This is a genomic window from Streptomyces sp. NPDC051105 (assembly GCF_040682795.1).
GTDB lineage: Bacteria > Actinomycetota > Actinomycetes > Streptomycetales > Streptomycetaceae > Streptomyces.
Genome location: NZ_JBFBBR010000011.1, coordinates 17,835 through 30,095, shown reverse-complemented (window position 1 = coordinate 30,095; position 12,261 = coordinate 17,835). Strand labels below are relative to the sequence as shown.

The 12,261-nt window shown below is 69.5% G+C and carries 11 protein-coding genes and 2 tRNA genes; 10 read left to right on the top strand and 3 right to left on the bottom strand.

The genetic code is table 11. The features are described from left to right. The first annotated feature begins 135 nt into the window (after positions 1-135). Together AB0N16_RS26295 and AB0N16_RS26290 are read left to right on the top strand one after the other, a co-directional pair. Entirely contained in the window at positions 136-621 is a 486-nt protein-coding gene (locus AB0N16_RS26295) for a ribose-5-phosphate isomerase (protein ID WP_365800698.1), read from the top strand. 280 nt (positions 622-901) lie between these two features. After that, positions 902-1,705 (top strand): DNA-formamidopyrimidine glycosylase family protein, encoded by an 804-nt coding sequence (locus AB0N16_RS26290; RefSeq protein WP_365800696.1) that lies wholly within the window; start codon positions 902-904, stop codon positions 1,703-1,705. A gap of 49 nt (positions 1,706-1,754) precedes the next feature. On the opposite strand, the gene AB0N16_RS26285 is transcribed toward AB0N16_RS26290, so the two are convergent. Beyond that, positions 1,755-2,996, bottom strand: coding sequence for a GNAT family N-acetyltransferase (locus tag AB0N16_RS26285; RefSeq protein ID WP_365800694.1), 1,242 nt, complete (start codon positions 2,994-2,996; stop codon positions 1,755-1,757). Between the two features lie 175 nt (positions 2,997-3,171). Here AB0N16_RS26285 and AB0N16_RS26280 point away from each other — a divergent pair, with 175 nt between their 5' ends. Beyond that, on the top strand, positions 3,172-4,335 hold the full coding sequence (locus tag AB0N16_RS26280; RefSeq protein ID WP_365800692.1) for a PP2C family protein-serine/threonine phosphatase: 1,164 nt from the start codon (positions 3,172-3,174) through the stop codon (positions 4,333-4,335). 254 nt (positions 4,336-4,589) lie between these two features. Continuing rightward, on the top strand, positions 4,590-5,048 hold the full coding sequence (locus tag AB0N16_RS26275) for an HD domain-containing protein (RefSeq protein WP_365800690.1): 459 nt from the start codon (positions 4,590-4,592) through the stop codon (positions 5,046-5,048). A gap of 6 nt (positions 5,049-5,054) precedes the next feature. On the opposite strand, the gene AB0N16_RS26270 is transcribed toward AB0N16_RS26275, so the two are convergent. Continuing rightward, on the bottom strand, positions 5,055-6,239 hold the full coding sequence (locus AB0N16_RS26270; protein WP_365800688.1) for an acyltransferase family protein: 1,185 nt from the start codon (positions 6,237-6,239) through the stop codon (positions 5,055-5,057). Between the two features lie 463 nt (positions 6,240-6,702). Here AB0N16_RS26270 and AB0N16_RS26265 point away from each other — a divergent pair, with 463 nt between their 5' ends. After that, positions 6,703-6,897: a hypothetical protein gene (locus AB0N16_RS26265; RefSeq protein ID WP_054231893.1), complete on the top strand. Its 195-nt coding sequence runs from the start codon at positions 6,703-6,705 to the stop codon at positions 6,895-6,897. A 215-nt stretch (positions 6,898-7,112) separates the two neighbouring features. On the opposite strand, the gene AB0N16_RS26260 is transcribed toward AB0N16_RS26265, so the two are convergent. Beyond that, positions 7,113-7,183: transfer RNA gene (locus AB0N16_RS26260), tRNA-Gly, on the bottom strand. A 163-nt stretch (positions 7,184-7,346) separates the two neighbouring features. Between AB0N16_RS26260 and AB0N16_RS26255 the strand changes: the two genes are divergently transcribed. The 5 genes from AB0N16_RS26255 to clpX all read left to right on the top strand — a co-directional run bounded on the left by AB0N16_RS26255 (position 7,347) and on the right by clpX (position 12,203). Further along, positions 7,347-7,423, top strand: a tRNA-Pro gene (locus tag AB0N16_RS26255). A gap of 186 nt (positions 7,424-7,609) precedes the next feature. Then, positions 7,610-8,992, top strand: a complete 1,383-nt coding sequence (gene tig, locus AB0N16_RS26250; RefSeq protein WP_365800685.1) for a trigger factor — start codon at positions 7,610-7,612, stop codon at positions 8,990-8,992. Between the two features lie 392 nt (positions 8,993-9,384). Next, complete coding sequence (locus AB0N16_RS26245; RefSeq protein WP_365801175.1) at positions 9,385-9,993, top strand: ATP-dependent Clp protease proteolytic subunit; 609 nt, start codon at positions 9,385-9,387, stop codon at positions 9,991-9,993. Positions 9,994-10,060: 67 nt separating this feature from the next. Next, entirely contained in the window at positions 10,061-10,726 is a 666-nt protein-coding gene (locus tag AB0N16_RS26240) for an ATP-dependent Clp protease proteolytic subunit (RefSeq protein WP_365800683.1), read from the top strand. A gap of 190 nt (positions 10,727-10,916) precedes the next feature. Next, positions 10,917-12,203, top strand: a complete 1,287-nt coding sequence (gene clpX, locus AB0N16_RS26235; protein ID WP_365800681.1) for an ATP-dependent Clp protease ATP-binding subunit ClpX — start codon at positions 10,917-10,919, stop codon at positions 12,201-12,203. The last annotated feature ends 58 nt before the right edge of the window (positions 12,204-12,261 follow it).

The following is a 12,261-nucleotide window of genomic DNA, read 5'->3' as shown; positions in this document are numbered from 1 at the left end:
GAGGCAGGCGAATTCCTGAACCTTTGATTCCAGATCGTTACTTGAGGTTTTCCTGAGGTTCTGTAGTGTTACTCACACTTTCCGGGGTCCGGCCCCGACGCTGCCGTGCGTTAACGGGCATGTCACACTCGTCCCATGCGCGTGTATCTCGGCTCCGACCATGCGGGCTTCGAACTCAAGAACCACCTCGTCGAGTGGCTGAAGGAAGCGGGTCACGACCCCGTCGACTGCGGCCCCCACATCTACGACGCCCAGGACGACTACCCGCCTTTCTGCCTCCGCGCGGCCGAGCGGACGGCGGCGGACCCCGAGTCCCTCGGCATCGTCATCGGCGGCTCCGGTAACGGCGAGCAGATCGCCGCGAACAAGGTGAAGGGCGTGCGGGCGGCACTCGCCTGGAGCGAGGAGACCGCGTCGCTGGGCCGGCAGCACAACAACGCGAACGTCGTCGCGGTGGGGGCGCGGATGCATACGCAGGAGGAGGCGACGAAGTTCGTCGAGACCTTCCTGAACACGCCGTTCTCCGAGGGCGAGCGCCACATCCGCCGCATCGACATGCTGACGGAGTACGAGACGACGGGCGACCTCCCGCCGATCCCGGCGCACCACCCCCAGCCGTAACACTTTTCCCCGCCCGGCCGCCTGCCACCCACCCGACTCGGCCCACCGAGAGGCGAGGCCCGGGGCAGCCGGCGGTTGCACGGCCGCGGCCCGGCGGGGGCTGAACGCATCCACGCGGCGGAGCCGCGAATCAACCCAGCCCCGCGCCCCTCACGGCGCGCTCCTGGCTCATGGTGCGCCCCTCATTCCGTTCGACGGGGTGCTCTCAGTCTCCTGTCTACTCGACGTACTCCTCTTCACTGAGCGAGTCGGGCGGGCGGGTAGGAAAGGAATGGCTTTCGTGCCGGAAGGGCACACTATTCACCGGCTCGCGGCGGATTACCGGCGGCTCACCGGCCCCGTGCGGGTCAGCAGCCCGCAGGGCAAGTTCTCCGACGCCGCCGCCCTGCTGGACCGCGCCGAACTCACCCGTACCGAGGCCCACGGCAAGCACCTCTTCCTCGGCTTCCGCGACAGCGACTGGGTCCATATCCACCTCGGCCTCTTCGGCAAGGTCACCTTCGGTGACGCCCCCGCACCCCCGGCCACCGACACCGTCCGGCTCCGCCTCGCCGACGCCACCTCGTACGTCGACCTGCGCGGCCCCACCACCTGCGCCCTGATCACCGACGCGGAGAAGCATGCCGTACACGCCCGGCTCGGCCCGGATCCGCTCCGTGACGACGCCGACCCGGGCGTCGCGTACCGGAGGATCTCCCGCAGCCGTACGACCGTCGCCGCGCTTCTGATGGATCAGAAGGTCATCGCGGGGGTCGGCAACGTCTACCGCGCCGAGGTGCTGTTCCGGCACGGGATCGACCCCTATCGCGCGGGCAAGGAGCTCAGGCCCGCCGAGTGGGACGCGGTGTGGGCCGATCTCGTCGAGCTCATGCACGAGGGCGTGCGGAACAACCGCATCGACACCGTCCGCCCCGAGCACACCCCGGAGGCCATGGGACGCCCACCGCGCGTCGACGACCACGGCGGCGAGGTGTACGTCTACCGCCGGGCCACCCTGCCCTGCCACGTCTGCGGCACCGAGATCCGCACGGCCGACCTCGCCGCCCGCAACCTCTTCTGGTGCCCCCGCTGCCAGGAACGCTGATCAGAGACGCTGGTCAGAGACGCTGGTCAGGAACGCTGAGCGGCGCGCACTAGAAACCGTGCGGCAGCCACGGCAGCACTGGTGACCCGAACGCCGTCGACGCCTCCGCCAGCGCCCCCGGCCGCAGCTCCCGCACCCGGCCGGCGCGGGCCAGCGACAGCAGCGAGACACCACCGAGGTACGCCGCTCCCAGCTCCCGTACGGACAGGGCGAGTTCGGCCGAATCGGTCGTACGTTCGCAGGACGCGCCCTTGGCGTCGCCGGCCAGCCGCCAACGCCCCGCGTTCCACGGGCAGAAGGCGTCGGCCACCTCCAGCACCACGTCCACCGGCGCCTGGTAGGTCCGCGCCGCGAGCGCCGCACCGACGTCGACGACACGGACGTACCCCATGTCCCGCACCCGCGTCAGACAGCGCCGGATGTCGGAGACCAGGTACTGCCAGGCGTCGTCGACCGGCCGCCCCCGTACCGTCAGCTTCGACATCAGGTCGATGCCGAACAGGAACCGCCACAGCGCCGCGTCGCTCGCCGTGTCCAGCGCGGCCAGGTCCTCCAGCGTCACCGTGCCGTCGTGCCCGCTCGGCGACCAGCCCAGCTTGGTGCGGAACCGGGCATACCCGGTGACCCGCCCCTCCCGCTCGGCGACCACGCACTGCAGCGCCGACGCCCCGTCCCGCTCGCTCTCCGGGTCCAGCAGCCCCGCCCGCTCCCAGCCGGGCTGCCGGGCCAGCATCCCGGGCCGCAGCGGCACCAGCTCCGCGTACACCGCCTCACACGCGTCGAGCACGTCGGCCGGCGCCGCGTACCGCAGCCGTACGTCGTCGGTGCCGGCCGGTACGTCCAGCGTCACCCGGCTCGTGTCGATCTCGGCGTGCAGCTGGTAGGTCGCCGCGTCGTACCCGAAGCGGCCGTAGATCGCCGGCTCGGAGGCGGTCAGCGCGGCGAGCGCCTCGCCCCGCTCCCGTACGTCGTCCAGCTGGCGGCGCATCATCGCGGTCAGCACCCCGCGCCGCCGGTGTGTCGCGGACACGCTCACCATGGTGACGCCGGCCACGGGCAGCACGGCACCGCCCGGCACGGTCATCCGGAAGCTGAACGCCCCGCTCGTCCCGACGAGTTCGGCCCCGTCCCAGACGGCCAGCGAACGCTCGACCTCCGTCAGCGACCGGTCCAGCTCGCGCTCCTCGGCCGACGCCGGGCCGGCCCCGAAAGCCCGCACCAGGTGGTCCCACCAGCCGTCGAACTCCTCGGCACGCAGCACCTTCAACTCGGTCGTACGGTCACTCGCCATACGCCATGCCTATCAGGGGCAATGCGGGACGAGCTAGCGAATTTCTCCCGGACGCCGACGCGGGGGCTTCCGGTGAAGTTCACTGTGAAGTCGCAGTCGACGGTGAACCTCGGACGGGGGACAAGTGGGACCTCCCGTGCCAAGCAGCTGGTCCGATGGATAGGGTCCCGAACTAATGGCAGTAGACGGAGATCGGCGCGGAAAGGCCGAGACGTTCACGGCCCGGTGGAAGATGCAGTGGCACCGGGCCCGCGTCGGCCTGCGCAGAAGCGCCGTGGACTACTTCCGCGGCGACGGCTCGGACTGGATCGCGCTCATCGGTCTGCTGCTGACCGTCCCGGTGCTGGCGGCCATGACCCTCGCCAACTCCGTGTGGTTCTCCCCGGCTTCTCTGGTCCTGCCGATCATCGCGGGCGGCCTTCTGCTGCGCCCGGCAAGCCTGCTCGGTCTGTACGCGGCGGCGGCCACGGCGCTGATCGTGGAGTCGGTACGGCTCGGCCCCTACACCGAGGGCCCCTCCCGGGTCACCCCGGGCGTGGTCCTCGTCGTCGCCGCCTGCGGCTTCTTCGGGCTGCTCACCGCCCAGTTCCGCAGCCGGGTCGGTGTGCCCTGGCGGCGCGGCGGCACCATGCTCTTCGACCTGCGCGAACGCATCCGGGTGCAGAGCAAGCTGCCGAAGCTGCCGCCGGGCTGGCACCGAGAGATGGCCCTGCGGCCGGCCGGCGGACAGTCCTTCTCCGGCGACTTCGTGGTCGCGGCCCGCACGAACAACGGCCGCACGATGGAGGTCGTCCTCACCGACGTCTCCGGCAAGGGCATGGACGCGGCGTCCCGCGCCCTGCTGCTGTCCGGCGCGTTCGGCGGCCTCCTGGGGTCGCTGCCCCCGCACGCCTTTCTCACCGCCGCCAACGGCTACCTCCTGCGCCAGGACTGGGACGAGGGCTTCGCCACCTCGATCCACCTGGTCCTCGACCTGGACTCGGGCGACTACGAGCTGTACTCCGCGGGCCACCCCCCGGGCCTCCAGCTCAGCGCGGGCAGCGGCCGCTGGGAGGAGAAGGCCGCGGAGGGGCCTCTCCTGGGCGTGTACGACGGCGCGCAGTTCGACTCGGTCAAGGGCTCGCTGCGGCCGGGGGACGTCCTGATGCTCTTCACGGACGGCCTGGTGGAGACGTCGGACCGGGACATCGTGGAGGGCATCGACCGCCTCACGGGAGAGGCCGACCGCTATGTCGCCGGCGGCTTCCACGGGGCGGCCTGGCACCTGATCGAGGCGGTGGCGAAGGACGTGAACGACGACCGGGCGCTGCTGCTGATCTGCCGGGAGGCGGCGCGGTGAGGAGGCCGACGGTTGGGCTGCGGGCCGGTGGGGGCTGGTCGCGCCCACGTGGCGGAGCCGCAGCTCGATACGGCCTCGCGCTCCTTACGGGGCGCTTCGCCCGCCGTCTCTCCCCAGCTGCGGGCAGGCGTGCCTCCCCCAGTGGCTTAAGGGCCTGGGAGGTGCCCCCCAGGCGGCACGGGTGGGCGCAGGCGGCACCCTGCAAGCGCCGGTAAGCGTCCCCGCCCCCACCCCCGCCACGGGATACTCGCACCGTGACCCCGACCCCGACCCCGCTCTCCCTCGCCGAAGTAGAGGCCCTCGCCCGAGCCGCGCACGCGGCGCAGACCGACAAGGCCGGCCGCCCCTACGCCGAGCACCTCGCCGCCGTCGCCGAAGGCGTCCGCGTCCGCGGCGGTGACCCGGAGCAGATCGCCGCCGCCTGGCTGCACGACGCCGTCGAGGACCATGCCCTCACGGCGGACTGGCTGGCGGCGGCCCCCCTCACCGCCCGCACCAGGGCGATCGTCCTCGCCGTCACCAAACGCCCCGGCGAGCCCCCCGAGGCGTACGCCCGCCGCATCCTCGACACCCCGGGCGCGCTCCTCGTCAAACAGGCCGACCTCGCGCACAACGCCGACCCCGGCCGGCTCGCCGTACTCGACGAGGACACCCGGAAACGGCTGACCGAGAAGTACGCCCGGCTGCGCGCCCTCCTGGGTCTGCCCGCGTAAGCGGAATCACGCGTTGGCCATCTCCCGGCCCTCCCGGCCCTCCCGGCCCTCCCAGCCCTCCCGGCCCTCCCGGCTCTCCAGGCTCTCCCGGCCCTCCCGGCTCTGCCGGCCCCGCGCCAGTTCCGCCGGGTCCTGCCGGAACGCCCAGGCCATCCTCGGCTCCATGGCGAACCGGAACACCCGCTGGACGGGCCGGGAGCACAGCAGCGTGACCACGGCGCCGGCGAGCGCGGTGACGAGGATCTCGCCGAGCGGACCGTGCAGCCACCTCGCGTCGAACCAGCCCGCGTGGTCGCCGTACTTCACGACGAAACCGTGCAGCAGATAGCCGTACAGCGTGCCCGCGCCCAGTGTCGTGAACCACATCCGCCGGCCCGGTACCCAGGACAGGAAGCAGGCCGTCAGCAACATCGAGCAGCCGAACATCGCGAGCACCATCACCGGCCCGCACCACCACGGCGCACCCAGCTCCTGCGCGGAGTCCCGGTGGTAGAACCACGCGGTGTTCATCCGCGGCACCGACCACCACGCGAACGCCAGCGCGACCGCGAACACCGGCACCGCGGCGATCCGCACCGGCCACCGGCGTACCAGCCGGAAGTGCTCCGGCCGCAGACACAGGCCGAGCACGAAGTACGGCAGGAACTGCAGGACCCGCTGGAGGTCCAGGTCGTCACCGATGCTGGGGGACACGGACGCCAGCATCGCGACGAGGAAGGCGGCGGGCAGCGGGTGCCGGACCGCCCGCCAGATCGGCGTGGTCAGCCGCCAGACGAACAGCGCGCACAGGAACCAGGTCAGGTACCAGGGGTCGAGCAGGCTGATGTCCTGACCGGGGGAGTGGTCGACGTACCGCTGGAACAGCGAATAGGCGGTCTCGAACAGGACGTACGGCACGACCACACCGGTGACCAGCCGCTTCAGCCGGTCCGGGCGCATGTCGAAGTTCCGGGAGAAGTAGCCGGAGATGATGATGAACGCCGGCATGTGGAAGGCGTACACGGCGCTGTACAGCGCCTCCAGGACGCGGCTGTCGCCCTTCAGCGGCTCCCAGGAGTGACCCATCGCGACGAGCACGATCGCCAGGTACTTGGCGTTGTCGAAGAACGCGTCGCGCTGTCTGTCCACCGGCGGCCGGGCCGGGGGACGCGGTGCTGGGTTCTGGCCGGGGGACGTGGCGGCGGCAAACATCTGAGGCACCCTAGCGGCGCCTGTGGGATTTCGTAAAACCACCGACGTGAATGCTGCATATCCGCCGTGACCGTCCTGTGAACCGCCGGTCGATTTACCCGGGTCGACTCCGATACCCATGCGGTTTCATGCGGCACTTACACCCGCGATGTCCCTATTCATCCTGACTAATTGGTGCATAACGTCGGCATGTGAGCCTGTCTTGTGGTGTCTGTGTCAACAATTCGAATGGGCTGCGCACGCGTTGTGTGGACACCGAAACCATGTCTGCCAATTGCCTTGGATCTACGGCCGGGTGGAGCCTCGAATTACTGTGCGGGCGGGGGCCGGTGGGCGGTGAGTTGTCGACGTTGTGTCACGGGCCGCATAGTGCGGCCGGGTTGGTGGCACGATGGTTCTGGCGGGGGTGCGGGGTCGTACCCCCGGGCCGGGAGAGCGGAACCGACCGAGGGCGTGATCAGTTGTGGCCATTTCACTGTCTGTGGTGCTGCTGTTGGCGATCATCCTGGTAGTGCTGATCAGAGGGGGGAGCATCAAGGCCGGCCCCGCGATCGTCGCCGTCCTCTTCGGCTTCTTCCTCGCGTCGACCGGGATGGCCCCCTCCATCCAGCGCTTCCTCGACTCGATAGCGCAGACCATCAACTCGATCAGCTTCTGACCGCGTGGGCGCGCGTGGGCGCGCGCCCGGACCGCGCGACGGAACACGAGACGTGGACAACGGAACACCAGACGTAGATTCCGTACGCCCTGTACGGCGTCCGCTCCTCCGTCCGCACGGTCGGCGCGCCCGCCCCGCGACGGCGGCCCGGCCCCGGACGCACCGAAGGCCCAGGCAGGAGGTCGGAACCTCGCACCTGGGCCTTCGCCACGCGGAGCGGGCGACGGGAATCGAACCCGCGTAGTCAGTTTGGAAGACTGAAGCTCTACCATTGAGCTACGCCCGCACAACACGCGCCGCAGGTCCGTGACCGCGGCACAGAAGGCATCGTAGCGGGTCGTACACCGCGTAGGCCAACGTGTTGGTCCTCGCGGACGCGAGTCCGACGCGGGTGAACAAAGCGGCCGACGTGGGCGGCCCGGGCATGTACCCTACGTGTCGCACCGAAACGGGGTGTGGCGCAGCTTGGTAGCGCGTCCGCTTTGGGAGCGGAAGGCCGTGGGTTCAAATCCCGCCACCCCGACCACCGAATGACGGCGTCCGTCTTGATCGCCTTTTGGGGCGCTGAGCGGCTGCGGTTACTATGCAAGCTGCGCGCCCGCGTGTCCCGGCCCCCACTCGGCGGCCTACGAACTCCTCCGGGCGGCGAAACTCCGCCGGGCCTCTCTGGTCCCGGCAGAACCCAAGCAGTCAGCCACAAGGAGACCGAACCGTGAAGAGCGCCGTGGAGACCCTGAACCCGACTCGGGTTCGGCTCACTGTCGAGGTGCCCTTCGAGGAGCTCAAGGACAGCCTCGACGCGGCGTACAAGAAGATCAACCAGCAGGTCACGGTGAAGGGCTTCCGCAAGGGCAAGATCCCGGCGCGCGTCATCGACCAGCGCTTCGGCCGCGGTGCGGTGCTGGAGGAGGCCGTCAACGACGCGCTTCCGAAGTTCTACACCGAGGCGGTCAACGAGGCCGAGCTCAACCCGCTGGGCCAGCCCGAGGTCGACATCACCGAGCTGAAGGACGGCGAGACGCTGAACTTCACCGCCGAGGTCGACATCCGCCCCGCCCTGGAGATCCCGGACTACTCCGGTATCGAGGTCGAGGTCGACGCGGTCGAGGTGACCGACGAGGACATCGAGAAGTCCGTGGAGCAGCTCCGCGAGCGCTTCGCGTCCACCTCCCCGGTCGAGCGGGCCGCCGAGGAGGGTGACGTCGTCACCATCGACCTGGAGGCCAAGGTCGACGGCGAGGTGCTGGAGGACGGCATCGCCAGCGGCGTCTCCTACACCATCGGCTCCGGCGAGCTGCTCGACGGCATCGACGACGCCGTGAAGGGCCTGGAGGCCGGTGGCGAGGCCACCTTCACCTCCGAGCTCAAGGGCGGCTCCGCGGCCGGCCGGGAGGCCGAGGTCACCGTCAAGGTCACCCAGGTCGCCGCGCGTGAACTCCCCGAGCTGGACGACGAGTTCGCGCAGCTCGCCTCCGAGTTCGACACCCTGGACGAGCTGAAGGCCGACAGCCGCAAGCGGCTGGCCGACATGAAGACGTACGACCAGGCCACGCAGGCCCAGGAGCGCGTCCTGGAGAAGCTCCTGGAGCTCGTCGAGGTGCCCGTCCCCGAGAAGCTGCTCGAGGACGAGATCAACACCCGCAAGCACAACCTGGAGCACCACCAGCTCGGCCAGATGGGTCTCGACCTCGAGAAGTACCTCGAGATCCAGGGCAAGACCGCCGAGGAGTTCGAGGCCGAGACCAAGGAAGCCGCGGTCAAGGGCATCAAGACCCAGTTCGTCCTCGACGAGCTGGTCAAGGTCGAGAAGCTGAACGTCAACCAGGAGGAGCTCACCGAGCACCTCATGCGGCGCGCGGCCTCCTCCGGCATGTCCCCCGACCAGTTCGCCCAGGCCGTCGTCGAGGGCGGTCAGGTCCCGCTCCTGGTCGGCGAGGTGGCCCGCGGCAAGGCCCTGGCCGTCGTGGTCGAGGCCGCCACGGTGAAGGACACCAACGGCGAGCTCGTCGACCTGGACGACGAGGACGAGACGGAGGCCACCGAGGCCGCCGCCGAGGCCACGGACGAGCCCGCCGAGGAGAAGACCGAGGGCTGAGCCCACGGCGCCTCCAGCGACGTAGAAGGGGCTCCTGGGCACTGCCCGGGGGCCCCTTGTCATAGGGCCTGGGGTCAGCGCCCCGAAAGGGGCGCGGGGAACTGCGCGAACGGCCGCATCGGACCCGCAGCCGCCTCCCACCGGCACAGCCGCGGCGGGTCGGCGGCGGCCCTTCCGCCGGACGCACCTGCGCCGGCGCAACCACGGCGAGTAGCCATCGGCCCACCGCCGGAGGCTCTACGCCCCCGGCGAACAGCCCTGTTACCGGGATTCCCCGAAGGGACCATCGCGTTAGGGTCCATGAGTACGAGGGCAGCCAAGCCCCCGGCTACGGAAACGTGAGACGGCCCGGCGCCGTCGTAAGACGAGCAGGTGGATACGTGACGAATCTGATGCCCTCCGCCGCCGGCGAGCCTTCCATCGGTGGTGGCCTCGGCGACCAGGTCTACAATCGGCTGCTCGGCGAGCGGATCATCTTCCTCGGCCAGCAGGTCGACGACGACATCGCGAACAAGATCACCGCGCAGCTGCTGCTGCTCGCGGCCGATCCCGGCAGGGACATCTACCTCTACATCAACAGCCCCGGCGGCTCGGTGACGGCCGGCATGGCGATCTACGACACCATGCAGTACATCCCGAACGACGTGGTCACCATCGGCATGGGCATGGCGGCCTCGATGGGCCAGTTCCTGCTCACCGGCGGCACCGCCGGCAAGCGCTTCGCCCTGCCGCACACGGACATCATGATGCACCAGGGCTCCGCGGGCCTGGGCGGTACGGTCTCGGACATCAAGATCCAGGCCCAGTACCTGCTGCGCACCAAGAAGACCATGTCCGAGCTGACCGCCCTGCACTCCGGCCAGACCGTCGAGACGATCATCCGCGACGGCGACCGCGACCGCTGGTTCACCCCGGAAGAGGCCAAGGAGTACGGTCTCATTGACGAGATCATCACGCATGCCTCCGGTGTTCCGGGAGGCGGCGGCACCGGCGCCTCCTGAGCCCGGCCACGCCACGCTCCGCCGAGACTCCAGCCCCCCGAACGCCACCAGGACGGTGAACACCCTCATGAGCAACTTCCCCGGCGCCGCCGACGCCCGTTACGACGGTCCCCGGCCCGACGCCCGCTACGTCATCCCGCGCTTCGTGGAGCGCACCTCCCAGGGCATTCGCGAGTACGACCCGTACGCGAAGCTCTTCGAGGAGCGTGTGATCTTCCTCGGCGTCCAGATCGACGACGCCTCCGCCAACGACGTCATGGCGCAGCTGCTGTGCCTGGAGTCGATGGACCCGGACCGGGACATCTCGATCTACATCAACAGCCCGGGCGGCGACATGACCGCCCTCACGGCGATCTACGACACGATGCAGTTCGTGAAGCCCGACATCCAGACGGTCTGCATGGGCCAGGCGGCCTCCGCCGCGGCCATCCTGCTGGCCGCCGGCACGCCCGGCAAGCGCATGGCCCTGCCGAACTCCCGTGTGCTGATCCACCAGCCGGCCGGTTCCACCGGCCGCGGCCAGCTCTCCGACCTGGAGATCATCGCCAACGAGTTCACGCGGATGCGTGAGCAGCTGGAGGACATGCTGGCCAAGCACTCCAACCGGCCGATCGAGCAGGTCCGCGAGGACATCGAGCGCGACAAGATCCTCACGGCCGAGGAAGCGCTGGAGTACGGCATCGTGGACCAGATCATCTCCACCCGGAAGATGAACAACGCGGACGTCCGCTGACAGAGGATGTAGTCTCTGCCGCCCTTGGCCCGGTTTGACCGTGGGCTCGGCAAGGCGCACGTCAAAGTGAACCGTGCCAAGGGGGGCCCGTACGGGGGTCCCGGCAAGGTACCGTCGACATAAGGCAGCACCAGGAGCCGTTTGGATTCGAAAGAGTCCGGGCGTCTCCCAGGCGAAGGGGAAGCACACCGTGGCACGCATCGGTGACGGCGGCGATCTGCTCAAGTGCTCGTTCTGCGGCAAGAGCCAGAAGCAGGTCAAGAAGCTCATCGCAGGGCCCGGTGTGTACATCTGCGACGAGTGCATCGACCTCTGCAACGAGATCATCGAGGAGGAACTCGCCGAGACGAGCGAGGTGCGCTGGGAGGAACTCCCCAAGCCCCGCGAGATCTACGAGTTCCTGGAGGGCTATGTGGTCGGCCAGGAGGCCGCCAAGAAGGCCCTCTCGGTCGCGGTGTACAACCACTACAAGCGGGTCCAGGCCGGTGAGAACAGCGGCGGCCAGAGCCGCGAGGACGCCATCGAGTTGGCGAAGTCCAACATCCTGCTGCTGGGCCCCACGGGTTCCGGCAAGACGCTCCTGGCGCAGACCCTGGCCCGCATGCTGAACGTCCCGTTCGCGATCGCCGACGCGACCGCGCTGACGGAGGCGGGCTATGTGGGCGAGGACGTCGAGAACATCCTCCTCAAGCTCATCCAGGCGGCCGACTACGACGTCAAGAAGGCCGAGACCGGGATCATCTACATCGACGAGATCGACAAGGTCGCGCGGAAGAGTGAAAATCCGTCGATCACCCGGGATGTCAGCGGCGAGGGCGTGCAGCAGGCCCTGCTGAAGATCCTGGAGGGCACCACCGCTTCGGTCCCGCCGCAGGGCGGCCGCAAACACCCGCACCAGGAGTTCATCCAGATCGACACGACGAACGTGCTGTTCATCGTGGGCGGTGCGTTCGCCGGCCTGGAGAAGATCATCGAGTCCCGGGCGGGTGCCAAGGGCATCGGCTTCGGCGCGACGATCCGCTCCAAGCGCGAGCTGCAGTCCAAGGACCAGTTCGAGGACGTCATGCCCGAGGACCTGGTGAAGTTCGGCATGATCCCCGAGTTCATCGGCCGGCTGCCCGTCATCACCTCGGTGCACAACCTGGACCGCGAGGCCCTGCTCCAGATCCTGATCGAGCCGCGCAACGCGCTGGTGAAGCAGTACCAGCGCCTCTTCGAACTCGACGGCGTGGAGCTGGACTTCGAGCGCGAGGCCCTGGAGGCCATCGCCGACCAGGCCATCCTCCGCCAGACCGGCGCGCGCGGCCTGCGCGCCATCATGGAGGAAGTCCTCATGTCCGTGATGTACGAGGTGCCGTCCCGCAAGGACGTGGCCCGCGTGGTCATCACGGCCGACGTCGTCCACTCCAACGTCAACCCGACCCTGATCCCGCGCGACGCGCGCGGCCGGGGCGCGGGCGAGCAGAAGTCGGCGTAACCACGTCAACACCGAAGCGCCGGGCTCCTCCGAGGAGGGGCCCGGCGCTTTCGTGTGG

Excerpts from the sequence above, each read along its gene's own strand:
- AB0N16_RS26270 (WP_365800688.1), bottom strand. The coding sequence starts at position 6,239 with ATGTTTGCCGCCGCCACGTCCCCCGGCCAGAACCCAGCACCGCGTCCC.
- AB0N16_RS26240 (WP_365800683.1), top strand. The coding sequence starts at position 10,061 with ATGAGCAACTTCCCCGGCGCCGCCGACGCCCGTTACGACGGTCCCCGG.
- AB0N16_RS26280 (WP_365800692.1), top strand. The coding sequence starts at position 3,172 with ATGGCAGTAGACGGAGATCGGCGCGGAAAGGCCGAGACGTTCACGGCC.
- AB0N16_RS26245 (WP_365801175.1), top strand. The coding sequence starts at position 9,385 with ATGCCCTCCGCCGCCGGCGAGCCTTCCATCGGTGGTGGCCTCGGCGAC.
- AB0N16_RS26295 (WP_365800698.1), top strand. The coding sequence starts at position 136 with ATGCGCGTGTATCTCGGCTCCGACCATGCGGGCTTCGAACTCAAGAAC.
- AB0N16_RS26285 (WP_365800694.1), bottom strand. The coding sequence starts at position 2,996 with ATGGCGAGTGACCGTACGACCGAGTTGAAGGTGCTGCGTGCCGAGGAG.